The organism is Actinomycetota bacterium (assembly GCA_019347675.1).
Lineage (GTDB): Bacteria > Actinomycetota > Nitriliruptoria > Nitriliruptorales > JAHWKO01 > JAHWKW01.
Map to the genome: position 1 here is coordinate 73,659 of JAHWKW010000011.1, position 25,237 is coordinate 98,895.

At 69.6% G+C, this 25,237-nt stretch carries 20 protein-coding genes; 6 read left to right on the plus strand and 14 right to left on the minus strand.

From position 1 onward, the window contains the following. Positions 1 to 5: 5 nt before the first annotated feature. The 6 genes from KY462_09025 to KY462_09050 form a co-directional block, all read right to left on the minus strand. The gene (locus KY462_09025) at positions 6 to 1,691 is read right to left on the minus strand and encodes an exo-alpha-sialidase (GenBank protein MBW3577864.1); all 1,686 of its coding nucleotides are present in this window, start codon (positions 1,689 to 1,691) and stop codon (positions 6 to 8) included. A 41-nt stretch (positions 1,692 to 1,732) separates the two neighbouring features. Next, positions 1,733 to 3,394, minus strand: a complete 1,662-nt coding sequence (locus KY462_09030; GenBank protein MBW3577865.1) for a glycoside hydrolase — start codon at positions 3,392 to 3,394, stop codon at positions 1,733 to 1,735. 70 nt (positions 3,395 to 3,464) lie between these two features. Further along, positions 3,465 to 4,082: a hypothetical protein gene (locus tag KY462_09035; GenBank protein ID MBW3577866.1), complete on the minus strand. Its 618-nt coding sequence runs from the start codon at positions 4,080 to 4,082 to the stop codon at positions 3,465 to 3,467. Between the two features lie 216 nt (positions 4,083 to 4,298). Next, entirely contained in the window at positions 4,299 to 5,486 is a 1,188-nt protein-coding gene (locus KY462_09040) for an alpha/beta hydrolase (GenBank protein ID MBW3577867.1), read from the minus strand. Between the two features lie 83 nt (positions 5,487 to 5,569). After that, positions 5,570 to 7,327, minus strand: coding sequence for an ATP-dependent zinc metalloprotease FtsH (ftsH, locus tag KY462_09045; GenBank protein ID MBW3577868.1), 1,758 nt, complete (start codon positions 7,325 to 7,327; stop codon positions 5,570 to 5,572). A 305-nt stretch (positions 7,328 to 7,632) separates the two neighbouring features. Continuing rightward, on the minus strand, positions 7,633 to 8,247 hold the full coding sequence (locus tag KY462_09050; GenBank protein ID MBW3577869.1) for a hypothetical protein: 615 nt from the start codon (positions 8,245 to 8,247) through the stop codon (positions 7,633 to 7,635). A 254-nt stretch (positions 8,248 to 8,501) separates the two neighbouring features. Here KY462_09050 and KY462_09055 point away from each other — a divergent pair, with 254 nt between their 5' ends. The 4 genes from KY462_09055 to KY462_09070 are packed head-to-tail and all read left to right on the plus strand — an operon-like array spanning position 8,502 to position 11,911. Continuing rightward, positions 8,502 to 8,900 carry a hypothetical protein gene (locus KY462_09055; protein MBW3577870.1) on the plus strand — a complete coding sequence of 133 codons (399 nt, stop codon included), beginning with the start codon at positions 8,502 to 8,504 and terminating at the stop codon, positions 8,898 to 8,900. A gap of 52 nt (positions 8,901 to 8,952) precedes the next feature. Beyond that, positions 8,953 to 9,879, plus strand: coding sequence for a hypothetical protein (locus KY462_09060; protein ID MBW3577871.1), 927 nt, complete (start codon positions 8,953 to 8,955; stop codon positions 9,877 to 9,879). A gap of 3 nt (positions 9,880 to 9,882) precedes the next feature. Beyond that, positions 9,883 to 10,761 carry a DM13 domain-containing protein gene (locus tag KY462_09065; GenBank protein ID MBW3577872.1) on the plus strand — a complete coding sequence of 293 codons (879 nt, stop codon included), beginning with the start codon at positions 9,883 to 9,885 and terminating at the stop codon, positions 10,759 to 10,761. A gap of 10 nt (positions 10,762 to 10,771) precedes the next feature. Next, entirely contained in the window at positions 10,772 to 11,911 is a 1,140-nt protein-coding gene (locus KY462_09070) for an RnfABCDGE type electron transport complex subunit D (protein ID MBW3577873.1), read from the plus strand. Positions 11,912 to 11,992: 81 nt separating this feature from the next. Here KY462_09070 and KY462_09075 read toward each other — a convergent pair whose 3' ends face one another. The 3 genes from KY462_09075 to KY462_09085 form a co-directional block, all read right to left on the minus strand. Next, the gene (locus KY462_09075; protein ID MBW3577874.1) at positions 11,993 to 12,373 is read right to left on the minus strand and encodes a hypothetical protein; all 381 of its coding nucleotides are present in this window, start codon (positions 12,371 to 12,373) and stop codon (positions 11,993 to 11,995) included. A gap of 189 nt (positions 12,374 to 12,562) precedes the next feature. Continuing rightward, complete coding sequence (locus KY462_09080) at positions 12,563 to 14,176, minus strand: hypothetical protein (GenBank protein ID MBW3577875.1); 1,614 nt, start codon at positions 14,174 to 14,176, stop codon at positions 12,563 to 12,565. A gap of 170 nt (positions 14,177 to 14,346) precedes the next feature. Continuing rightward, entirely contained in the window at positions 14,347 to 14,547 is a 201-nt protein-coding gene (locus KY462_09085) for a hypothetical protein (GenBank protein MBW3577876.1), read from the minus strand. Positions 14,548 to 14,782: 235 nt separating this feature from the next. Here KY462_09085 and KY462_09090 point away from each other — a divergent pair, with 235 nt between their 5' ends. Next, positions 14,783 to 16,378, plus strand: coding sequence for a hypothetical protein (locus KY462_09090; GenBank protein ID MBW3577877.1), 1,596 nt, complete (start codon positions 14,783 to 14,785; stop codon positions 16,376 to 16,378). 122 nt (positions 16,379 to 16,500) lie between these two features. Further along, complete coding sequence (locus KY462_09095) at positions 16,501 to 16,761, plus strand: hypothetical protein (GenBank protein ID MBW3577878.1); 261 nt, start codon at positions 16,501 to 16,503, stop codon at positions 16,759 to 16,761. A 69-nt stretch (positions 16,762 to 16,830) separates the two neighbouring features. Here KY462_09095 and KY462_09100 read toward each other — a convergent pair whose 3' ends face one another. The 5 genes from KY462_09100 to KY462_09120 form a co-directional block, all read right to left on the minus strand. Further along, a complete protein-coding gene (locus KY462_09100) occupies positions 16,831 to 18,153 on the minus strand; it encodes a nucleotide sugar dehydrogenase (protein MBW3577879.1) in 1,323 nt (440 codons plus the stop codon). After that, positions 18,146 to 20,140 (minus strand): polysaccharide biosynthesis protein, encoded by a 1,995-nt coding sequence (locus tag KY462_09105; protein MBW3577880.1) that lies wholly within the window; start codon positions 20,138 to 20,140, stop codon positions 18,146 to 18,148. The genes KY462_09100 and KY462_09105 overlap by 8 nt, the downstream gene beginning before the upstream one ends. Before the next feature lie 179 nt (positions 20,141 to 20,319). Then, on the minus strand, positions 20,320 to 22,170 hold the full coding sequence (locus tag KY462_09110) for a DUF4012 domain-containing protein (protein ID MBW3577881.1): 1,851 nt from the start codon (positions 22,168 to 22,170) through the stop codon (positions 20,320 to 20,322). A 282-nt stretch (positions 22,171 to 22,452) separates the two neighbouring features. Continuing rightward, positions 22,453 to 23,493, minus strand: a complete 1,041-nt coding sequence (gene wecB / locus KY462_09115; protein ID MBW3577882.1) for a UDP-N-acetylglucosamine 2-epimerase (non-hydrolyzing) — start codon at positions 23,491 to 23,493, stop codon at positions 22,453 to 22,455. A gap of 198 nt (positions 23,494 to 23,691) precedes the next feature. Further along, a complete protein-coding gene (locus tag KY462_09120; GenBank protein ID MBW3577883.1) occupies positions 23,692 to 25,140 on the minus strand; it encodes a heparinase II/III family protein in 1,449 nt (482 codons plus the stop codon). Positions 25,141 to 25,237: the final 97 nt, after the last annotated feature.

Consider the following 25,237-nt stretch of genomic DNA (forward strand, 5'->3'; position numbering starts at 1 on the left):
AGCGGTCACGCCCGGTCGGGGGCGTTCGCCGTCGCCACGCCGCCGCGGCGTGTGACCGCCCACGCGATCAGCATCGCCAAACCCATCCCGAGGACCAGGGCGGCGCCGCCGACGGCGAACAGCGCCCAGTTGGGGGTGCCCGCCCCGGCCGCCCCGGCCGCCCCGGCCGGTCGCTCGTGCCGCGCGGTCGCGAAGTACACGTCCTCGGCTTGCAGGTCACGGTCACCGTTGCGCGTGTCCTGCCAGGCGACGTACGCGCCGTCGTCGCTCGAGGCGATGCCGACGCTCATGTGACTGTGGACGTTGTTGGACCACACTCCGATCTCGCGGTTGATGATCCGGTCGGTGATGCGCACGTTCGGCGCCCACGTCCGGCCGCCGTCCGTGGAGAAGCTGTAGTAGACGTCCTGGAACCCGTCGTGGTTGAACGGCGGCGAGAACCCGTCGGGGAAGCGCTCCGGGTACGGGCTGTTGCGGAAGTCGTACCAGGCGACATCCACCCGCCCGTTCGGCGCGATCGAGACCCCCGGGTTGTAGTGGTTGATGTGGCGGTCCTCGTTCGCGTCGTCGTTGATCGTGACCCGCTCGCTCCAGGTCTGGCCGCCGTCGGTGGACGACCGCAGGAAGATGTCGACGTCCTCCACCGCCGGGTCGAAATGGGTGTCCTCGTGGGCGTACCAGGCCGCGTACAGCGTGCCGTCGTTCTGGTCGGCGGCCAGGACGTACTTGCGACCACCGAAGAAGGAGGCGTTGCCCGCGTCGACCTGGACCGGTTCGGACCAGGTCTGGCCGCCGTCGGCGGAACGGCGGTGGTAGACGGTCCGGGCCACCTGGAAGGGGTCGGTGCCCTCGGGGACGGCACCGAGGCCGATCGGGAAGATGACGTGGAGGGTCCCGTCGGGGTCGACCGCCGGACGCGGCTGGTAGGCGCCCCGCTCGTCGCTGACGTCGACCGGCTCGCCGAAGCTCCGCCCCCCGTCGTGCGACGCGGCGACCAGCGCCTTGGTCGGTTTGTCGTCGTCCTCACCGCCCCGGCCCATCCACGCCACGTAGACGTTGGACGGGTCGGAGTGGTCGACGGCGACCATCGGGCGGTCGTTGTTGTGCAGCCCGCGGTTCTCGGTGACCGGTTCGGGCGCCTCGAACACGAAGTTGGTCTCGAACGTGCGCCCACCGTCTTCCGACCGGGCCAAAAAGACGTGCAGCGGCAGGAACTCGTCGTCGGCGTAGGTCGGGTCGTTGGCGTAGAAGGCGACGTACAGCACGCCGTCAGGATCGAACGTGAGCGTCGCGTAGGGCCCGTTGATGGGCTTCTGCGAGCACTTGGTCCACGGGTCCTCGTGGATGTCACCGCCGCGGAACCAGCTGCGCCCGCCGTCGCTGGAGATGTGCACGACGCATCCGAAGTCGTGGCGTACCTCGGACTCGACCACCACCAGCTCACCGTTGGTGGGGTTGCGGGCCAGCTGTGGTGACGAGTGCGCCCGCGACGGCCGAGGGTTGTCGGTCACCTGCACCGCCGCCGTGACCGCAGGAGTCGCCGACCGGTCACCGGTCTGACCGTCACCGGCGACGGCCGGCTGGCCGCCGATCAGCCCGGCCCCGGCCAGCAGCCCCGCCAGTGCGACCCCCAACCACCTCGACGTGCACCGCTGGCGCGCGCGGTCGGCCAGGGGCGTTCGCTGTGTCATCCGCTCGCGCCTCCGCCTGGTCCCGTCGCCGTGTCCGCCGGTCAAACGCCGGCCGGGACCCGCTCGCGCTGCTGCGGTTGCGGGCCGGTGCGCATCCGGCTCCCGACGACCAGGAGCGCAGTTCCACCCAGCGCCAACCCGATCAGCCCCGCGATCACGTACCGCAGCGTGCTGTTCCCGACGGTGACGGGAGAGAACTGCAACGCCGCTGCGAACACGTCCTGTGACTGACCGGCCGCGTCGGCCAGCCGGGTGTCATCCCAGGCGTACAGCGCGTAGTCGTCGGCCGAGCCGACGCCGGGAGGTTGGCGCATGTCGAAGCCGTTGCTCCACGTGCCGATGTCCCGGTCGATGGACTGGTCAGAGATGCGGACGTTGGGTGCCCAGCTCTCGCCGTTGTCGTCGGACCAGGTCGCGTACACGTCGTTGGCGAACAGCCCCGGGTCGTTGCGGAAGTCCCACCACGCGACGTCGACGCGGCCGTTGGGCGCGACGCTGACCTGCGCCTGGTACTGGCCGGCCAGCTGCTCGGCCGCGTCGTCGTTGAGCTGCTGCGGTGCGCTGAACGTCGCCCCACCGTCGGTTGACCGGCGGTGGTAGATGTCCCGGTCGCCCAGCGGCCCGTCGGGCTTGTCCTCGTACGCCATGTGCAGGGTGCCCTGCTCGCCCCCGACCGGGCTCCACGCGAAGGTCGGGTAGTCGAAGGACGGCCCCAACGTCCCGATCTCGTTCACGGTGAACGTCTGCCCGTTGTCGGTCGAGCGCGCCAGTAGCAGAAGATCCTCGAGGTCGCTACCTCGGGGGGCGCTCCCCGCGAACATCACGTACAGGGTCCCGTCGTCGGCGACGGCGAGCTGGGGCGCGGCGCTGAACGACACCCCGATCGTATGGTCCTCCTCGAGGTCGAACTCCTCGGCGGACAGCACGCGCTCGTAGTCACCGAACGCGCTGACCGGCGCCGAGAAGGTCTCGCCCCCGTCGGTCGACGCGATCACCATCGGCTCGTTGGGGACCTCCGGGTCGGCGTTGGGCTGGCGTTGCACGTACCCGACGTAGACGCGGTCCTGGCCGCCGGTCGTGCGGTCCACCGCCAGGGACGACACCGGCCGGTTGTTCTGGACGTCCTCTCCCTCCAGGCCGCGGGTGTCGTGCGCGACCACCGGCTGCCAGGTGTCACCGAGGTCGTCCGACCGTGACACGATGATGCTGAGGTTGCCACGCGAACCGGCGTGGGCCGCGTCCCGCCCCGGTTCCTCGTCCTGGGGACCCCAACCGACCATGCCCATGTAGATGGCCCCGTCACGTCCCATCGCCATCGGGGTCATGGTGGTCATGCCGGAGGTGTGGAAGCAGAACGGGTAGTCCTGCGGCGACGGCGATGCGTCCAGCAGCCTCCACGTCTGCCCGCCGTCGCGCGAGCGCAGCAGGTGGCAGGTCCTGGCCCGCATGTCCACCGTCCCCGCCACCGCCGTGAGCGGGTCGGCGCGGTCGACCAGGACGTAGGGCGCCGCGTAGGTCCTCGTCGGCGCGACGTCGTCGACGGTGGCGTTCACCGACCGGGTGACGCGGGCAGGATGCTGGGCGCCGGCCGGGCTCGCACCGAGCACGACCACTGCGCCCATCGCCGCGATGAACCACCGGCTGACCGTGGTCCTGGCACGTCGGCCGATCGGCCGCGACACGTGCCCGTCGTGTCCCGTCATGACCGCTCTCCCGTCTCGGTGCCCGTCTCGGTGCCCGTCTCGGTGCCCGTCTCGGTGCTTGACGTCCCGCTCACTCCGCGGAGGCCTGTGGCGCCGCTTCGCTGCGCCTGCGGGCCAACCGACCAGCGAGCATGCCGGCCCCCACCGCCAGGGCGGCGACCCCGACGGCGATCGCGGCCAGCGGCCACCAGCCGACCGTCTGGTCCTGCACGGCCACCCCGGCGGGGCGCGGTTCGAGCGGGAACCGACCGAACCCCTCCTCGAACAACGGCGCGTCGGCCACGGGAGCGGCCACCCCGGGTGCGCTGACCCGGATCACCGTCTTGGCCGGCACGCCACGGATGTAGGCGGTGTCCTCGTTGAGCTGTTGGGTGGCGAACAGCGTGTAGACGCCCGGCTCGACGTCCTGCGGGATCGTCACGGTGCCCGGCGTGAACGCCGCGTAGAACTGCGAGTCGGTCTCGAACGTCCCGAGCACCGGACCGTCGGGCGCGCCGAAGCGGATCTCGACCGTGCTCTCGGGTGCGTAGCCGCGGGGACCCCACACCCTCACCTGGGCGCCTGGCTCGACCCGGGTCGGGTCGGCGTGCAGCTGGGCGACGTGTGGCGCGAAGGCCGGTAGCGCGGTCAGAACCAGGACGCCGACCGTGACCGGCCAGACCGTCAACATGCGGTGAACGCGTCGCATCGGTGCCGATCCCCCATCCGGAGTCTGGGCGGACGATAACCACCAACCGCAAGACCAGCAAATGCACACTGTCCGCTAGCGGTAAGTGCGGCCGACATATACTGGTAAGTGCGGCCGACATCTAGCGGTAAGTGCAGCTGACATATACCGGTAAGTGCAGCCAACATCTAGCGGTCGCGGACGGCAGGGCGGCGGCCCGCCAGGTGGGGACGTCGATCAGGCGGCGGTGTCGACCCGGTCGCCGCGGTCGGCCGCCGGCGCCCCGCGACCGGCCACGCCTCGCAGCCAGCGGGCGATCTCCTCCAGGGCCGCCCGGTCCCGCGCGTCGGGACCCGACCGCTGCGCGGGCGCCCCGGTGTCGCCGTGCGCCCCGTCGTCTCGCCCTCCACCCGCCAGCCGGAGCGTGTGGTCGGCGTCGGGCCGGTGCACCACCTCCACCTCCGGTGCCGCCTTCAGGCCCGCCCGCAGCGCCTGCACGTCCTCGTCGGTGATGGACGGGTCGCTTTGGCCGTGCACGATCAGCACCGGGCTGACCACCCGGCTGGCCGCCTGGGCCGGGTCCACGTCGATGATCTCGCGCAGGTAGCCGGGTTGGGTCCATGTGAACACCGGCCGGAGCATGTCGCTGACCTGCGGGACCTCACCGGTCTCGCGCAGCGTCTGGAAGGCGCGTTGCAGCTCCTCGGCCGCGTCGTCGTGCATCTGGTCACCGCGCGAGCGGAACTCGGCGATCAGCACCTCGCTGAGCGGCCGGCCCGGGACGTTGACCAGGACGAGGCCGTCCAGGTCCAGCGCGCGATCGGCGATGCGCAGGCCGATCACTCCGCCGCCGTCGTGACCGATCACCGAGATCGCGTCGTCAGCGACGTCGGGCTGGTCGCGCAGGAACGCGACGGCGCGGACGGCGTCCTCGACCCGCTGGTCGAACCGCAGGTCGTCGGTCAGCGGGGTGCTCTCGCCGGTGCCGCGCTTGTCGAAGCGCAGGACGGCGAAGCCCTCCTGCGCCAGCGCCACGCCCAGGTCGAGGTACAGCAGGTCGCCGGGACCGTCGTCACCGACCACACCGTCGCGGGTCGTGTCGCCGAAGCCGGGGACGATCACCACCCCGGGCAGGGGGCCGTCGACCCCCTGGGGCAGGTCCATGGCCCCGTGGAGCGTGAAGCCCCCCGCGCCCTCGAACCTGACGGGGACGTGGTCGACCCGCACACCGGCGGCCTGCGCCTGGCGATCGGTTGTCGGTGAGGGACGGTTGACCGCGAACACGACCGCGGCGACCGCGAGCGCCACAACGGCGACCCCGGCGATCGCCTGCACGACCCGTCGACGCGAAGTCAGGACCCGGCCGCCTCGCCGGGCGCTGCCGGTGCACCGTTGGCACTTCAGGCCCACCCCGGTGGGGACCACGCAGTCCCTGCACAGGTGCCGGCCACAGTCTGCGCAGACCGCCGGGCCGGGGCGCCGCGGATGCGTCGCGCACGGGGCGCCGGTCACCCGCGTGACAGCTCGCCGCCGACGGCTTCCCTGGCAGCTCCCCTGGCGGCGGGGCCCGGTGTCCGCACCCCGTCGAGGAACAGCTCCAGTTCCGGTCCCTCGAGGCTCTCGTCCACGGCCAGCTTGGCCGCCAGTTCGCTCCACGTGTCGTGATGCTGGTCCAGGAGGCTCCGGGCGCGGTCGAGCGCGTCGGTCAGCAGCTGCTGGACGTCCCGGCTGACGCTGGCACCCACCTGTTCCAAGCGGCCGTCGAACCGGTCGCCGCTGAGTCCGGTCACCGACAGCGGCCCCACCGTTCGGCCCATCCCCAGTTCCGTGACCATCTTGCGGGCCAACACCGTCGCCCGTTCGAGGTCGTTCTGCGCGCCGCTGCTCGGTTCGCCGCTGAACACCTCCTCGGCGGCCCGACCTGCCAGCAGCACGGCCAGGCGATCCTCGAGTTGCGAACGCGACGCGAACGCCAGCTCCTCATCGGGCGCGTACCAGGTCAGCCCGCCCGCGTGTCCACGGCTGATGATCGAGACCTTGTGCACCACGTTGGTGTCGCGCATCGCGGCGGAGATCACCGCGTGACCGGCCTCGTGGTGAGCGATCAGCTGCCGGTCGGGATCGCTGAGCATCCGTGTCTTGCGTTCGGGGCCGGCGACGACCCGCTCGACGGCCTCGACCAGTTGCGCCTGCCCGATCGAGTCGCGGTTGTGGCGGGCCGCCAGCAGCGCCGCTTCGTTGACCACGCTGGCCAGGTCGGCGCCGGAGAAACCGGGGGTCCGCTTGGCGATCACATCGAGATCCACGTCGTCGGCCAGCGGTTTGCCACGGGCGTGGATCGTCAGGATCCCGAGCCGGCCCCGCAGATCGGGACGCTCGATCGTGATGCGCCGGTCGAAACGGCCCGGACGCAGTAGCGCCGGGTCGAGCACGTCGGGGCGGTTGGTCGCGGCCAGCACCACGACGCCGCTCGTCATCTCGAAGCCGTCCATCTCGACCAGCAGCTGGTTGAGGGTCGTCTCGCGCTCGTCCTGTCCCATCACAGAGCTCGCGACCCGACCGCGGCCGACCGCGTCCAGCTCGTCGATGAACACGATGCAGGGTGCGTTGCCCTTGGCCGTCTTGAACAGGTCACGGATGCGTGCGGAGCCGACACCCACGAACATCTCCACGAACCCCGCCCCCGACATCGAGTAGAACGGCACGCCGGCCTCGCCGGCGACCGCCCGAGCCAGCAGCGTCTTGCCGCACCCCGGGGGACCGGCCAACAGGATCCCCTTCGGCACCGTCGCGCCCATCGCCAGGAACCGTTCGGGCGCCGACAGGTAGTCGCGGATCTCGGCGAGTTCCTCGATCGCCTCGTCCTGCCCGGCGACGTCCTTGAACGTGATCTTCGACTCGTCCATGCCGACCTGGCGCGCTCCGGATCGCCCGAAACCGAACAGGGAGTCCCCACGACCGCGGACGAGCAGGAACACCAGCACGAGCGCATCGACGATCAGCAGCGCGGGCAGGAGCACGGTCAGGGGGTCGATCAACCCCTTGGCCCACTGCTGGTTGAGTCTGGTCGGTACGCCAGCCGCCTCCAGCGAGCCGAGCACCCGCTGGATCGCGGTCTCGGTCTGGCCGAACGAGACCCAGAACTTGCCGCGGTCCGACTCGCCGAGCACCCGCCGGTCGCGGTCGAGGATGACCGCGTCCTGGACCCGACCGGAGGCCGCCATCGCGAGGAACTCGTCGAGGCGGACCTCCTCGCCGTAGGTCATCGGTCGCGACCAGAACAGGGCCACCGCGTACAGGCCGATCAGGACCGGGATCGCCGCGGTCAGCAGGACGATGGCGGTGCGCCGGTTGGAGGTCTCGTCCCCCTGACCCTCGGTGTTCTCGCCGCCGTCGCTCGCGGAGCGGTCTCGGCGCAACGGGTTGAACGTCATGGGGCGGAACCTCGCGGTTCGGGGAATCTTCGAGGATGCTATCGGCGAGCCTTGCACCGTCCGGGGGCCGGGTGGTGCCCGACGTCATGGGAGGCGCCGCGGTTGGCGGCGCCTCCCATCGTTGGTGGTTCGGGCGGTTACGCCTGCGGGTTCTCCCGTTCGGCGGGCGCCGGAACGGCACCGCGCCGGCGAACCTCGCGGACGAAGAGCCCGAGACCCGCGCCGAACAGCCCGATGCCCAGCAGGGCGAGCAGCGCGGTCGCCGCGATCAGGCCGGTCGAGGCGGTCTCGGCCGAGACCGTCGCGGGTGCCGCATCAGCAGCGCTGGGCTGCTGCGCTGCATCCGCCGCGTTGACGTTCCCGATCAGGACGCTGGCGCGTGCGGGCGTCCCGTACGCGGCGCTGACCTCACCCTCCTCGCTGACGACGTTCTGGGTCGCGATCAGGACGTGGTAGCCCGGCTGGGCGTCGCCCGGGATGGTGATCGACGTGGCGATGGCCCCGGTCGCGTCCGGCGTCGCCGTGGCCAGCACCGGGCCGTCGACCGCGTCCCAGTGGAACTCGACGCCCTGTCCTCCGCGCGCCGCCGTGGCGAACGACGAACCGGTCACGTCGATCCCCTCACCCGCGGCGGACTGCGAGCTGCTGAGGTTCAGCGTGGCCAGGTTCGTGCACGCCCAAGCGACCATGGACCCCAACGCCATCAGCACCCCCGCTAGGAACAGGGTCGTACTGAGCCTGCGTGACTTCATCCTGGGCCTCCCCTTGCATTCGATGTCGGTGTTCCACGGCGAATGTCGCGTACCGTGGACGTCGCCCGTCGGGTCGCACCGTCCGGGACACGAAGAACACTGTAGGGGCCGGCCAGGAAGCTGTCGATAGGTGTCCGATAGCTATAGCCAGAACACATCTATGTGCGCCGTGACTATATGTCGATGACATATACCACCGGGCCTCGGTGCCCGTTACCCTCACGGCGCGGATCCGAAGTCGGAAGGCATGACGTGTGCGGGGGCTGATCGTCCGCCCCGTGGCGGCTGCCCTGGCGCTGCTGGCCGTCTGGGTCGGGGTCGCGCCCTACACGGGGCGCTGGTTCGGGTTCAGGGTTGCGACCCGACCCGTGGTCGAGGTCGTCGACCACGTCTTGCCGGCTGTGGCCGTCCTGGCGGTCGCCGCGTTCGGAGTGGCGACCTCGCGGTTGCCGTGGTCGGTCACGCTGGTGGCGGTCCTGGCGGCCTTGTGGACGTTCGCCACGCACGTTCCGTTGCTGGTCGACGCGGGACGCGGGTTCGTGCCGTGGGCGACCGCGCTGTGGCACTCGGTGCCCGGGGCGGTGCTGTTCGCGGCCACGGTCGGCGTGGCCGCAACGGCGTGGCGCCACGAATCCGCGGAGGGGAGGCCGTAGCATGAGCCGGCCAAGGACGGGGAGTGCGGTGACGCTGAGCGGATCCGCACGTGTGGGGGCCGCGGTGACGGCGGGCGGCCTGTCGGCGACAGCGGGCAGGTTCCGTGTGGTGGCCGGCAGTGTGCTGGCAGGCGTGGCCGTCGCGGTCGCGTGGTCGTTCGAGTTCGCGGACCGGACCGTCGGGGGCAACGTCGCGGACGCGCTGTTGGGCTACGACGCCGCCGGGTCGGTGATCGCGGGGTCGGCTGCGGGAGCGCTGTTCGCGTTCGTGTCCGGGCTGGCAGCCACGTTCACCGCCTGCAACATCGCGGCGTTCGCTGCGGTCGCCCCGCTGCTGGGTGAGGGACGTTCCACGGGCCGGCGCGTGGCGGTGCTGCTGCGGCCGTTGGGGTGGCTGGCGGTGGGGATGCTGGCGGTCTCGGCGACCTACGGGGCGGTGGGTGTGCTGCTGGGCGAGCGGCTGCCGCAGCTGTCGATGGCGACGACGGCCGCGGGGATGCCGGTGCGGCTGGTGCAGTCCACGGTGGTGTTCGGGGTCGTCGGGGCGGTGCTCGTGTGGCTGGGTCTGGCTGCGCTGGGCGTGGTGGCCGATCCACTGGCCGGTGTGCGGCGCCGGTTCCGGTCGGTGGATGCGGTGGTGCTCGGCGGGCTGATCGGCGCGTTCCTGGTCGGCCGTCCGTTCGGGCTGTTCTTCAAGCTGTTCCGCTACGCCGCGGACCGAAGCGATCCGCTGTACGGGGCGGCGGTGTTCGCGTTGCAGTCGCTCGGCAACGTGGTGGTGCTGGCGCTCGTCTTCGTCGTGCTGGTGGTCGCCGGTCGCGGCCGGCTGGTGCGGTGGCTGCAGCACGACCCGGAGCGGGTGGCGCGGTTGACCGGCGCGGCGTTGCTGGTGGCGGGGGGGTTCACGTTCGTCTACTGGGTGGTGCGGGTCCCGGCGGTGTTCGGCTACGGCTGGTTCCCGACCCTGCCGTGGCACTGACCGGTGGCCGGCAACGACCGGGTTCGCGCCCGCCTGCGCCAGGCCGCCACCGTGGTGGGCTTGGTGGCGTTGGCGGCCAGTGCGGCCTACGGCGGGGACCTGTTCGGGGTGCGTAGCGCCCTGCAGGACACGGCCGCACCCGCCGAGCGGTCCCCGGCGGTGGGCCGCGTGGCGGGCGACAGCCCGTCGGCGACGCCGGCGGCTACGCGGGTGCGGTCGGCGGCGTGGTGGCAGACGGTGGACACCTTGGAGGGCACCGGCCCGGCCACCCAAGAGGTCGCGATCGGCGACGGGGCGTTGCAGTGGCGGGCGCGCGTCAGCTGCCGATCGGGCAACCTGGCCGTGACCGTGGCCTCGCGAGCCGATCCGCTGATCCAGGCCGCCTGTCCCGGTGAGGACGTCGGCTACGCGACCCACACGGGACCGACGCACCTGGCTGTCCAGACCGACGGGGCGTGGACGCTGGTGGTCGAGCAGCAGATCGACGTGCCGCTGGTCGAGCCGCCACTGCCGCAGATGCAGTCGGATGAGGCAGAGGTCGTCGCGGCCGGCAGCTTCTACGACATCGACCAGACCGGACGCGGGCAGGTGGCGATCTACCGGCTCGGCGACGGCAGCCACGCGCTGCGCCTCGAGGACTTCTTCGTGACCCCCAACGTCGACCTCGAGATCCGCCTCAGCCCGCTGGCCGCTCCGGAGACCACCGAGGACTACCTGTCGGCCGACGCCGCGCTGGTGGCGGTGCTGGACGCCACCGCCGGATCGATGAACTTCCCGGTGCCGGCCGGCATCGACCCGACCGCGTTCCGGTCGGTGGTCATCTGGTGCCCACCGATCGACAGCGCGTACGCCGCCGCCAGCCTCGCCCCGCCGGACCGATGACAGCCAGTCTGTGAGCGCCCCGACCCCCGCCACTGCGCTGGCCGACCGGCCGCACCTGTCCGTCGGCGGGCGCCAGATCCCGGTTGTGCTGCCCAGCCGCCGCGACCCGCGGCTGCACCTGGCGGTCGTGCTGCTGACCGTGCAGGTGCTGGGCCAGACCGTGCTGAACTTCAAGCTGTCGATCGCCCAGATCCTGGTGTCGATCGCCACGGCGGCCGCGATCGAGTTGGCGGTGACGGTCCGCCGGGACGGGATGCTGGTGTGGCCGGCCAGCGCCATGCTGACCGGGAACAGCGTCGCTCTGCTGCTGCGCGCCACCGGCACCGAGTACGGCGACTGGTGGAGCCTGAACGGGATCGGCTACTTCATCGCGGCCGTGACGCTGGCCATGGCCTCCAAGTACCTGATCCGCCCCGCCGGCCGCCACGTGTTCAACCCGTCCAACCTCGGGCTGGTGTGGGTCCTGCTGGTGGTGGGCCCGGCCGGGGTGTTCCCCCAGTACCTGTGGTGGGGTCCTCTGGGTCTGCCGGTCGCTGCGGCCCTGGTGGTGATCGTGGCCGGGGCGGTGTGGGTGCTGCGCCAGGTGAAGATGGCGGCGATGGCCGCGGCGTTCACCGCCACCTTCGCGGTGCTGATCGGGGTGTTCGCGGCGGCGGGGCAGAGCTTCTGGGCGATCTGGCACCCCGTCCCGGTGACCGGCGCCTTCTACTGGGTCAACGTGGTGCTGTCCCCCGAGGTGCTGATCTTCGTGTTCTTCATGATGTCCGACCCGGCCACGGCACCCAGGACCCCGCGCGGGCGCATCTGGTTCGGCATGCTCACCGCGGTGCTGGCCGCCGCACTGGTCTACCCCCAACCCACGGAGTTCGGGGTCAAGCTGGCGATCCTGTCGAGCCTGACCGTGACCTGCGCTGTCGTGCCGTTCATCGACCGTGCTGCGCGGCGTCGGGAGCGCGGCGAGGAGGCCCTGCAGATATCCGCCGATCCGCGACCGGCGCTGGGCCGGCTGGCCGCCGCCGCCCGCCGCCCGGCGGTGATCGCCGCCGTGATCATCGCGGTCGCCGCACCGCTGGACACCCTCAGCCTGGCCGACGACGAGCACCTCATCCTGATCGAACGGGGCGTATCGGGCGACCCCAACCCCCAGTAGAGGCGCCAGCATCTCGAGTGCAGCAGCACCTGGGACGGCCAACGGTGGGCCCAGGTCTGCGGGCCCACCGTTGGCAGCGGATCAGTGTCCGCCGCACTTTTTCATGATCGCTTGGATCTCGGAGGTGACGCCGTAGCCCTCGCCACCAGCGTCCCACGCCTGGTGCGGGAGCCCCGTGTTCAGGAACATGTCCTGAACGACCAACTCGCCGACGTCCCGAACATCGTTGGAGTTGGCGTCGCGGTAGAAGTCGACGAACCCTCCGCCGACCGGCTTGCCCTGCGCGTTCAGCGTGATGTTGGTAGCGATGAACCTCTCGCAATCGGCCGACACCAAGAACCACCCGGCGCTGCCGTTGCCTGCTGGCTTGCTCTCCTGAGCACAGTAGTGAGCGAGCGCCGGGCCGCCGATCATCATCAGTGCCCCTGCCACGGCGCAGATCGTCATCAGCCTTCGCTTCACGTTCCACGTCCTTCCGTTCGGAGCCCGTCCCTCGGGCGTTCACAGCGTCCTTGAGTTGGTAGCCGGGCGCGATGGTGGAGGCAGGAACGATCGGTGCGAGATGACATGACCGTGAACATGGGTGCTAGTACCACGCCGCGTTCGGTGGCCTACTCCCGGTAGCGGAGATTCGCCGGGGCGCCTCCGCAGCTAGCGGACGACCGGTTCCGCACCCTGGGGCGCCGCGCGCGGCTCGCGCCGGGCAGCGCGGGTACCGACCAGCAGCACCAGGCCCCCGACGGCGAGCGCGGCTCCGGCCCCCAACGCGCCCCACAGCGCCCGTGAGTCCCCACCGGCGCCGGCGGTCGAGAACAGCGTCTGCGGATCGGCGAACCGCACCCGGGAGAAGTACACGTCCTGGCTGCTGGTGTCTTCGTTGCTGTTGCGGGTGTCGTCCCAGGCGACGTAGGCGGCCTCGTCGGTGGTGGCGAGACCGATCGGGCCTTTCACCCCGTAGGTCTCGGCGACGCCGAGGCTGCGGTCGATCGCCCGGTCGGTGACCTTGATGTTGGGCGCCCAGCTGCGGCCGCCGTCGGTGGAGTAGCTGTAGTAGACGTCCTGCCAGCGGTTCTCGTCGGCTTGCGGGTCGAAGGCCACGTCGTTGCGCCAGTCGTACCAGGCGACGTCGAGGCGACCGTTGGGCGCGACCGCCAGCGACGGGAACATCTCGTTGTAGCTCCACTCACGCTTCGGCTCGACGTCGTTGATCCGCACCGGCTCGCCCCACGTGCGTCCACCGTCGTCGGAGCGCATGAACGCGACCATGGGCTTGCCCTCGCCGGTCTCCTCCCACACGACGGACAGCGCGCCGGTGGCCGGGTCGAACGCCGGCGAGGGACCGCTGAGCCAGTCGCGCTCCTTGGCGGGGCGGGTGTGGATCGCCTGTTGGGTGAAGGTGCGTCCGCCGTCGCGTGAGGTGGCCAGCCACAGGTTGGCGGGTGGTGCCAGCGTGCCCTCGGGGGCGTCCTTGGGGGGACGCACGTTCTGGCCGAAGAAGGCGTGCACCGCCCCGTCGGCTGCGACCGTCAGGTGAGGCTCGCTGAACCAGCCGTCCATGTCGCCGGCCACGTCCACCGGATCGGAGAAGGTTCGTCCCCCGTCGTCGGAGACGCTGACGTAGGGACGGCTCTTGATGTCCCAGTAGTACTCCTTGCCCTCGAGCACCTCCTCGGACAGGTTCCACGTGCCGTTGTTGGACATCCAGCCGACGTACACGCGGCCCGCCTCGTCGCGATCGGCGACGACGGTCGGCAGAGCATCCGCGCCGAACTGGCCGGCGTCGAGGTCGGGCTCCACCCACGGCAGCACCGTGGTCTCGAAGCTCGCCCCCAGGTCGGTGGTCCTGTCGAGGAGGACCCGCTGGTGGTAGGTGGTCGGGTCGATCCCGCTGCGCACGACGTAGAGGGTGCCGTCCTGGGCGAAGGCGACGCCGGTGACGGGACCGAAGCTGGCGAACATGTTGCAGCGTGGCCACTCCGCCACGTCGGGCAGGGGCCGCGCCGTCCAGGTCAGTCCCGCGTCGGTGGAGACGTGCAGCGTGCACCGCGCCGCGTAGGCGTCGCCCTGGGCCACGGCGATCGTCCTGGGGTCGTCGGGGTGGGTGGCGACCGTGGGGACCGCGTGGGCCCGCGTCGCGGCGGGTGTGGCCGTGACCTGCACGGCGGCGTCGGCACGAGGATCGGTGTCCTCCGCTCCGGCCGCCGGAGGCGCCAGCACGGCCAGGACCACCACGACACAGATCGCCAGCGGTCTGCATCGCGACACGGGTCGCCTCCGGTTCGTCGCCAAGCTCAGGGCGGGAGCCTCCCACCCGCGGCGGAGTGGCTCAATAGAGGCACTCCGCATATAGATGTGGCGTGCACCTAGTCGAGCGCTGCCGGGCCGCCTTCGGGGATCCGTGTGACGGCGACGCGGTCAGTAGGACACGCGGGCGGTTAGCCGCCGTCGGGCTCAGATGTGTCCCCGCCGTGGACGCCGTCCGTTTCGTGTTCCGGGATGCCGGGCGACCCTCGCAGGCGGCTGACGACGATGAACGCGAGGAAGGCGACGGCCGGGACGGCCAGGACGATCAGCTCGTCGAGTCCACCGGCACCACCGCCGCCGTGGGCCAGTAGTGTTCGCAGCAGCAGGGTCATGTCGGCACCGTTCCCGTAGCGGCCAGGTTCAGCCGGGGTCGTACCTCGGATCGCCCGCGAGCACAAACGCCGCCGGGACACCCGGCTATCTGCGTTGAGCACTTACCGCGACATCGCACCGCCTCGTAGCTTCCCCTCGTTACACGTCCTTCGGCGAGGGAGATCGTGCATGCGCTGGCGTCGGACGAGCAACCGTCGGCCACGACGGTCGGAGCACGCGAACGAGTGGACGGCGATGCGACGCACCGCAGTCGGCGTGAGCGCGGCGTTCGCGGTCGCCCTGGTCGGAGGGACGGGGAGCGGCGTCGCGGCCGAAGACGGCCCGACGGTGCTCCCGGCACGGCAGATCACGACCGACCTGAACCCTGTCCGGGCTCACACACAGCCGGAGATCGCGGTTCACCCTGACGATCCGAACACGCTCGTCATTGTCGAAGCGAGCTTCCTGGCCGGGACGTGCCACGCCCACGTCAGCCGTGACGGCGGCCACACGTGGACGCAGCGCGAGGCCCGTCCCCAACCCGATAGCCCTCCGTCGTGCGCGCGCCCGGCGTTCGGTGCGTTCCTGGATCTGGAGTTCGGGCCCGACGGCACCCTGTACTTCGCCGGTGCGGCGTCGGAGACCAAGGGCAGCAATGAGCCCACGAGCCCCTACGTCGCCCGCAGCGACGACCTCGGGGAGACGTGGGAGATCGCGATGCTCGCCGACGGCACCGACACGGCAGAGTTCACCGACCACGAGGGCCAGACCCGACGAGACACACAACGTTTCAGCAACACGCGCCTCGCTGTGCACCCCACCGATCCCGACGTCGTCTACGTCGGCTACCGCTACGAGCCGGCGACGCTCGGTTTCGACGAGGGTCCCCGGCGCACCCGGATAGCGGCGTCCGAGGATGCCGGGCGGTCGTGGAGCGAGCTGGTCGACCCGTTCGCGAACCTGCCGCCAGACGAGGTGTACGGCTCGGACCAGCCGGCCCTGGCGGTGGCCCCGGACGGGACCGCCCACGCGTTCACCAAGGAGCGGCCGGAACCTGACGCCGAGGGTTTCCCGCGGCTGCTGGCGACCACGTCGACCGACGGTGGGCGCAGCTGGCAGGGGCGGGTGCTCGACGACAGCGTCGCCATCTGCGGGCCCTGTCTCACCACCCCTGAAGCGGCGATCGACCCGGACAACGGCAACATCTACGTGGTGTTCGAACTCAGCGAGAGCCCACCGCCCAACGCCCGCGACGACCGCGACATCTGGGCGATCGTGTCCACCGACGGTGGCGAAACGTTCAGCGACCGTGTCCGCCTCAACGACGGACTGGATCCCGACCGCGACCCCGACAACAACCAGATGTTCCCCGGCATCGACATCTCTCCCAACGGGCGCGTCGACGTGACGTGGTACGACTTCCGCAGCGACCGTGCGTACAACCCGGACAGCCGCGGCACGGCCGACCACATGGGCGACCTGTACTGGGACGTGTACTACACCTACTCCCGCGACGGCGGGCAGACCTGGGCCCCCAACGTGCGCATCAGTGACCGTTCCATGCACCGGCAGGACGGCTACGCCATGCACGTCCAGTACCATCTCGGCGGCCCGATCAGTGTCGCGGCGACCGACGCCCGGACCCACGTGACATGGTCGGATTCCCGCAACGGCAGGCCGCCCGACCAACTCGCCGAGGACGCCTACTACACGTCGGCCGTCCACGACCCGTCCGCCAGCGCCTCCGCGGTGTCCTTCACGTCTCTCGCGCTGGGGGGCGCGTCCGGCCTGGTCCTTGCCGGGCTGGTCGTCGTCGCGATGAGCCTGGCGATGCGGCGCAGTTCGTCGTGAGGTCGTGACGCGCCCGGAGCCCGGCGCACACGTACGGCTTGCATGAGACCGCGGTCAGCGAACAGCCGTCCGGCAGTGACGAGGCCTGGAGCCAGCAGTTCCGTGCCAGTTCGATTGAGTGGATGCGTCTGCGCTTGATCCTCCCTGCGGCCGTCTACGCGGTCATCATCGGGCTCTCGTCCTTGCCGGCGGACGCGTTCCCGGACACACCGACGGGCCTGGGGCTGCTCGGCCACGCCGTGGAGTACGCCGCTCTCGGCGCCAGCCTGCGGTGGGCGCTGGCCACCATCCGGCCAGCCACGGCCGTGACCGTGGTCGTCGTCCTTTCTCCTGGCAGGCGTGGACGAAGCGTTCCAGTCGCTACGACCGGACAGGACCCCTGAGGCCATCGACTACGCAGTCGACGTGGCTGCTGCGAGCCTCGCCGCGCTCGCCGTCCAGAGGAGCACCCGTTACAGGTAGGTGACGTTGCCGCGGCCTAGGCCTCCGAACCGCCGGCGCGTGTCGAAGATCCGTCCGGCTCGACCCTCGATGCGGTCGTAATCGAAGGCGTCGTGGTCGGTGACGAGCACGACGAGGTCGGCCGCGGCGACCAGCTCGTCGGGCGCGTCGGCCATGACGTGCGCCCCGTTCGACAGCGTCGGGGCCCGCACGTGCGGGTCGACGATGGCGACGTCCGCCCCCAGCTCCGACAGCTGCTTCACGATCACCCGGGCTGGGCTCTCGCGGGCGTCGGCGGTGTTGGGTTTGTAGCTGTAGCCGAGGACGACGATCCGTGAGCCGTTCACCGCCAGCTTGGCCTCGTTCAGGATGGCTTGGATGCGACTGACGATGTGGCTCGGCATGTGACGGTTCACGTCATTGGCGAGCTCGACGAACCGGAAGGTCTCGTCCAGCTGGCGCTTGACCCGCCACGACAGGTAGGTCGGGTCGATCGGCAGGCAGTGGCCGCCGACGCCGGGTCCGGGGCGGAACGGCATGAACCCGAAGGGCTTGGTCGAGGCGGCATCGATCGCCTCCCACACGTCTACCCGCAGCGCTGCGGCGAACATGGCGAGTTCGTTGACGAGGGCGATGTTGACGTGGCGGAAGGTGTTCTCGATCAGCTTCGACAGCTCGGCGACCGCCGGGGAGCTGACCGCCACGACCTCATCGACGAACGCGCCGAAGAAGGCCGCGACCGCGTCGCGTGACGCCTCGTCGACGCCCGAGACGATCTTCGGGGTGTTCTCCAACCGGTGGGTCGGGTTGCCGGGGTCGATCCGCTCCGGTGAGTAGCCGAGGAGGAAGTCGCGGCCGGCGACGAGCCCGCCGGACTCCTCGGTGAGCACGGGGGCGAGGAGCTCCTCGGTGGTGCCCGGGTAGGTAGTGGACTCGAGGATGACGAGGGCCCCTGGCCGCAGCGCCCGCCCGACCGTCCGGGCGGCGGTCTCGACCGCGCCGAGGTCGGGGAGTTCCTCGCGCAGCGGCGTGGGCACGCTGATGACGGCCACGTCGAAGCCGGACATGTCGGCGGGGTCGTCAGTCGCGACGTACCCGCGGTCGAGGGCCTCCCGCAGCTCCTGGTCGGTGACGTCCTCCAGGTAGCTCTCGCCCCGACGCAGCCACTTCACGCGCTCGCGGTCGATGTCGTAGCCGACGACCGGGAAGCCGGCCTCGCTCGCCCGCATGGCGACGACCAGGCCAACGTAGCCCTGTCCGACGACCGCGACCTTGGCTGCCCGAGCGGAGATCCGTTCGAGCAGCGACCGGAGCGGATCGCGAACCTCAGCCATCCCTGATGGCTCCCTCTGCCGAGGGCTTCTTCTCGGCGTTGGCTGGCTGTCCGTTGCCGTTGCCACTCACGGACAGCCGGCGATGACCGTTCGGAGACACGTAGGACTGCCCTGCCGGGTCACGCTGTCCGTTGCCGTGCGAACCGTTCCCGATGACACCGGCCGCCGGACGGTACTCGGTGACGATCTCGCAGAGGACCTCGCGGATGACAGCACCGTCGAACCGGTCGCAGACCGCTTCGAGCCGCTTGAACTTCCGCTCGAGATCCTGGAGTGGCTCCACGCCGTTCGCGCGGCCGATGAAGATCTTCGGGTGCCGTGTCACCTGGGCGTGCTCCTCGTCCAGCGTGAGTTCCTCGAAGAGCTTCTCTCCGGGGCGTACACCGGTGTAGACGATCTCGATGTCCTCCATGGGACGGAAGCCGGACAGGCGGATCATGTCGCTCGCGAGATCGGCGATCCTGACCGGCTCGCCCATGTCCAGGGTGAAGATCTCACCGCCCTGCCCCATGGAGGACGCCTGGAGCACGAGTTGGGCGGCCTCCGGGATCGTCATGAAGTAACGGACCATCTCTGGATGGGTCACGGTGACCGGCCCGCCCGCCTCGATCTGCCGCCGGAAGATCGGCACCACGCTCCCGGCCGAGTCCAGGACGTTGCCGAACCTCACGATGATGAAGCGGGTGTCGCTGATCCGATCGAGGCCCTCCAGGTAGCGGCACGCCGCCCGCTTGGAGCTGCCCATGACCGACGAGGGGTTGACCGCCTTGTCGGTCGAGATGAACACGAACGCCGCGGTCTGGTGGACATGGGCCGCCCGCGCCAGGACGCAAGTGCCGAAGGTGTTGTTCTTGACCGCCTCCCCGGGGTTCGTCTCCATGAGGGGAACGTGCTTGTGCGCGGCAGCGTGGAAGACGACGTGGGGCCGGTAGGCGCCGAACACCGCCTCGGTCCTCGACTCGTCGCAGACATCGGCGACGCACGCGTCCAGAGCCAGCGACGGCCACCTCTCACGCAGTTCGCGGTCGACCTCGAAGAGCGCGTTCTCGGCGCGGTCGAGCAGGATGAGCCGTTCCGGGGAGAACTCCGCTATCTGGCGGCACAGTTCCGAGCCGATGCTCCCTCCAGCGCCCGTGACCAGGACGACCTTGTCATCGATGAACCGGCGGATCGAGGTCACGTCGAGCTCGACCGGCTCACGGCGCAACAGGTCCTCGATCGCGACAGGGCGGATCCGGGAGAGGTTGACCTGTCCACCAACGATCTCGTAGACGCCGGGGATGATCTTGACCGGGATGCCGGCGCCCTCGCAGATGTCGGCGATGCGCCGGATATCGTGGCCGGGGGCGTTCGCGATCGTGATGATGACCTGCTGGGCGCCCGCTTCCGCGCAGAGCCGCGGCAACTCCTTCGTCGCGCCCAGTACAGGCACGCCGTGGATCGCGGTGCCGACCTTCCGGCTGTCGTCGTCGAGGAAGCCTACGGCGTGGATCCCGAGATCCGGCCGGGCCTGGATCTCCTTGGCGACGAGGTAGCCGGCCTGGCCGGCCCCGACGAGCATGGTCGGCACACGCTCACTGGCTGGGCGTAGCAGGCGCGTCGCTCGCCGCTCGTCGAGTAGCCGTCGCATGGCGCGCACGCCCGCCACCGCGAAGAACGCGAGGACGAAGTCGGTGAGGATCACCCCACCGGGGACTGCGACGAGGTCGAGAACGCTGCCGTCGGTGGTGAGAGCCGCCCGGCGCAGTCCCAGCAAGACAACGCTGGGGACAGCACAGGCCAGGTAGGCGCGGACCATGTCGTGCAGGCCGACGTAGCGCCATGACCCTCGGGTGACCTTGAATGCCGCCAAGGAGGCGTACCGCAACAGGACCACGCCTGGCAACGAGACCAGGAGGGTTTCGGTGTACTCCGCCGGCGGTGGGCCGTCGAACCGGATGAAGAAGGCGCCGGCGTACGCGAGCGATAGCAGGGCGAGGTCGATCACGGTCCTCGCTGTTCGCAGCAGTCTCGACCCCATGCCCCAGGCCCCCGCCTTTGCCGGGCCACCGTTCGACCCACGCGCGGTACGTTAGACGACAGTCGTCGTTTGTCCAGCGGGCTGCTTCGGTGTTCTCAGCTCCGCCACCTTGCGAGCCTTGAAGGGCCTCGAAGGCGGCGGGGGGTTTACCAGACTGGTTGACGGAGCCATTCAGCGAACCGGTTCCGCAAGGACCGACTGAAGCGGATCTCGATGTGAAGGTCGGCGTTTACGTCGCCTGAGATCCGCACCCGATCATCGTCGGCCGCGGCAGCGACCGGCGGCCCCAGCTCCCCGAATGGGCCCATCCCGGACCCATCTCCCCCGCCCCGAACGTCGACGTCGACGACCGACCAACCGTCCGGTGCGGAGACGGTGATGTCGAGGCGGTCGGGGATCGCCTTCGCCTGTCGCCAGACCGTCAGTTCGTAGATGAGGTCGGGCCCGTCGTGTTCCAGCTGCACCGGTCCCTCGAGATCGACCTTGAAGTGATTGCTGGAAGACGACGGCGTTTCGAGGAAATGGTCCACGGCGAAGTGCCCGTGGATCCTGCCTGTTCCGATGCTTAGCTCTTCCCCAGCAGAATCTGTGACCGCGGTCGCATAGCTGTCTTGCGGTGCCCAGATCGTGAACCAGGTCCGGTTGAAACCGTCGTGACGTTCACGCAGTGTTGGCATTGAAACGGCCGGGGGAGAAGATCCGAGGATCGTGTCATCCATGCCCGAATCCGGCAACGGGTTCTCCAGCTCGATCTCCAGACGCGACTCGCGCACGGCTGCTTCACCGGACGGCCGGAGAGTGACGTCCCCGCGCAGTGTGTGGCCAACGTGGACGTCCTGCTTGTTCGCTCCTGCGTTGATGGCCGTTAGCGCCAGCAAGTCTGCCGACGGATCGAACGCCTGCATGGAGCCGGGGGCCGGGGCGGATGCGAAGGCCCGTTGCTCGTCCTCGCGTCGGCTGTAGATCTGCAGGTGCCGCTGGGAGGCGGCGCGTGCGACTGCACGCGCCATGTCGTCGCCCTCCCATCCTCCAGCGAGGATCCGGACGAAGGCTGCCTCCGCGAACGCCTCGAGGTACTCCTTCCGCACCTGGCCGTCCTCGCCGCTACCGCCCAGAACCTGGACGGCGTCGACCATGGTGACCCGGGGTACGTCGGCCGGGGGGACGGGGTTGGGGAGGCCCGGGACCTGGGCGAACTCGGGGTCGGTGACAGTGACCGGTCCGACGGGGGCGAGGAGGATGGACAACCCGACGGGGTCGATGACGATCACCCCGTCGGGGCGCTGCCCGGTTCGCTGCTCGTAGAGGTTGAGGAGGACGGGGGCAACCGTCGGCAGGTCGGGGTCGAGGTTGACGTTCGTGACGAACCCCGAGGCGTTCGCGTGGCCGTAGCGATCGAGGAAGTCGCGCGGCGCGGGGACGGCGACGAAGCTCTCTCCGGCGCGGTCGGTGTAGAACTCACCGGCCGGGATCAGGTCGGACAGCAGAAGTCGCCCGCCGTCCGCTTGGAGGGCGCCGAAGGCGCCGAAGAACCCACCGGTGCCGCGAAGCTCGGCGTTGTTCTGTAGCGCCAGGACGTAGCGACGCGGTCCGTCCCCTCCGAGGAAGCCCACCACCGCGGGGAACAGCGCCTGGGTCGTTTCCACGCGCTGATGCGCGGCTCGAGCGAGGGCCAGCGTTTCCCACCTGGCGTCCCGAACGGAAGACGGCAGCCACGCGGCGGGAGTCGCAGCGAGCCGCTCCGATGCATCGGCGAGTCGATCACTCTGGATGCCACCGAACGCTGCGCCGGCCTCCCGAAGGGCGATCAGATCGATCCTCCCTTCGTCGCTGACGATGTCGAAGCCCTCTCCGGCGATGAAGGGCTCCGATCGTTCGAGCGCATCGACCGCCAGTGCCAGGGCGGCGTCGCCGGTCTGAACGATCTCGGCGATGACGTCGAGCGTCCGACCAGCGAGCGGTAGCCGCTCGGCGACCTGCCAGCGGATGGACGACACGCGATCGATCGCGTCCGTCAGTTGCCTCCTCGTTCGGATCACGTCGTGGCGTGCTTCTCGCAGGTCACCGCCACTGAGTTCACTTGCGGTCGTGGCGAGCTGGGCCCGTGCGGTTGTGAGAGAACCGCGGATCGCGAGTAGATCGATCAGGAGGATGACACCGAGAGCGAGTACCGCAACGACGAGCGCGCCGACGAACCCGACGAGTCGACGCCGCCTTCTCCTGTTGTGCCGCCGCTTGGGCTGGACGTCAAGTTGGGCAGGTGTCCGGAGCGCCACTTCTCAGCCGAGCAGGTCACGGACGAGGACGTCGGCGATGCGCATCCCGGCCTTCCCGTCCCAGAGAGGTATCGCGGCCGGCTCTTGATGCCGCTCCAGCGCCTCGGCGGCAGCAGTGGCGATCGCCGCCGAGTCGGTTCCCAGGATCCGGTTGGTCCCCAGCTTGCAGGTGATCGGCCGCTCGGTGTTCTGCCGGAGCGTCAAGCACGGGACACCGAGCACGGAAGCTTCTTCTTGGACGCCGCCGGAATCTGTCAGCACCAGCGCGGCGGCGTCGAGTAGGCCGATGAAGTCCAGGTATCCCAGCGGCTCGACCCGCTTCAGACCGTTCGGGATCGGGACGCCGAGATCTTGGAGCTGCTGCTCGGTGCGCGGATGGACGGGGAAGACGAGCGGCACATCGCGCGAGATCTCGCCGAGCGCTCCCATGAGGGCGGTCAGTTGCCGGGCCTCGTCGACGTTCGACGGCCGGTGCAGTGTCACCAGCCCGAACCGGTCGCTCAAGCCCAACCGCTTACGCGCGCTCACCGCGCGCTCACGCGCGCGAGGGAGGTTCACGAGGAGCGTGTCGATCATGACGTTACCGACACAGTGGATCTGGTCGGCGGGAATGCCTTCGGCCAGGAGGTTGTCGTCAGCGTCTTCACTTGGTGTGAACAGCCACCGTGAGATCCGATCGGTGAGGACCCGGTTGATCTCCTCTGGCATCGTCCAGTCCCCGGACCGGAGCCCGGCCTCGACGTGCGCGACGGGGACATTCAGCTTGACGGCCGTGAGCGCGCAGGCGAGCGTCGAGTTGACGTCACCCACGACCACGACGGCCTCGGGGAGATCGGCGAGGATGTACTTCTCGAAGGCCACCATGACCCCGGCGGTCTGCCGGGCATGGGTCCCCGACCCGACTCCCAGATCGACGTCCGGGTGAGGCAGGCGCAGCTCATCGAAGAACTGCAACGACATCTGACGGTCGTAGTGCTGGCCCGTGTGGACCAGTGCAACGTCCGCCCGACCGTCGAGCGCACGGAGGACCGGCCCGACCTTCATGAAGTTCGGACGTGCGGCAGCGACTAGAACGACCCTTGGATGCCAACCTCGCCGCCGTCCGAACACGCTTCCCCGTTCGCTTCCCCGTGCCCGACTTCCGCACCGCCCTCGAAGGGCCAGTTCGTCCCACGCCGACCCGACTCATCAGCAACGGAACAGTAGCGATGAGAGACGATCTAGGCAGACAGGAGCGACTGCTTACAGGCGTTCGACGGTCGTCGCCAGGTCCAGCGAGCCGGACACCTCCGTACGAGCGACAACGGCGAAGCTGGGATGCAGCCGATTGAAGTCCGTGGCAACCCAGCCTTCTTCTCCTTGCCCAGCATCGATGATCTCCAACTTGAACGGATGGCGGGAATCGAAGCGCATCCTCACGGGATCGGCAACAACCGTCTTGGCGTCGACTTTCTTGGGCTCGATACCCGGCTCAATATGTAGGTAGAAAGCAACGGGGACAGTTCCCTTCGCTGCGACGGTGTCGAGGATCGTCAGGGCATCGTCGCGCAGATCCCAGCGACGTCGATGGAGGGCTCTCTCGGGGAGGCGCAAGTACCCATCGTGCGCAGCCTGCACGGCCGAGCGTCCGCACCGGCTGAACACTTCCTCGACCTTGGGCCTCGCCCTGCGCGCCGCACGGAACCGTCCCCATACCTCGGTCTGGTTCTCACCGCCTACCTCGGCGGTGTTGTGTGCGCGCGTGGAACGCTCGTAGTGACGGCGATCGCCTTCGTACGTCGAGGTCCCCGTGTCGACGATGACCCGCTGACCATCGACAGTGAGAACGAACGATAGGCAATCCGCGTGGGCATGAGCGGGAAGTTCGTCGGGACAAGGCGAGCCGATGTCACCGACCAGGTGAAACGGTCCCATCCTCGCGACGAAGTAGCCGGAATCGGATAGGAGCCTGAAGAGTTCTGAAGGGCGGGCGCCGCCGGTGAGTACGTCCACTAAACGGCGTGGAACGCTGACACAATCATTGAACAGAGGAACGTCGCCGTCCGGAAGGAGCATCGCCACCATCCAGTCCTTCATTCGGCGGATGGCATCCGAGAGTGTGGAAGGACAGGTCCCTCGGTAAGCATTCAACAGCCCAGCGATGTCGGTAAGGTCGCCGAGGACCTGGACGTGGTAGGAGGGCGACAACTCGAAGTGACCTCCGTCTGGCAGCACCTGCCGATCCAATTCGACATGGAGCAATCTCAGTGCGGCTCGTAGTAGGAGCTTGTCATCGAAGAAGATCCCGAGCCCGACGAGGGCCTTCAGGTTCTTCATCAAGTGGTTGCCACCGACGTCGAGCTCCAGATGTGTCCGGATGAATCCGGCATGTAGGCGGAGGTCTTCAACGAGGTCGCGCTTGAGTTCGCTGTTGTCTGCGAGTTCGCCGTAGAGATGGCAGAGCACCCACGCGCGTACTGACGCGACGTACGGCGACCATGCCTCACCGCCCCCGAACCGGTTGGCTTGGCGCCAGGACAACCAGAGCTGTCCGAAACGTTTTCCCGTTTCTCCGGAGTCTCGGAGCAAGCTCCAGGCCCACTCGAGGTAATGAAGGTGGTACCGCCATAGCTGCGAGGCGTCCTCCGGTGCCCGCACGGGGGGCCAGCCCAGCTCACGGTGCTCGTTGAGAAGGGAGATCGCGCCGTCCACAAGGGCACCTGCGCTCTGAAGATCCCGGGACAGTCGTGTACCGATCGGCTCGAATGATCTCGGCCACCCAACTTCGACTGGTACGCTGCGGCGTGTC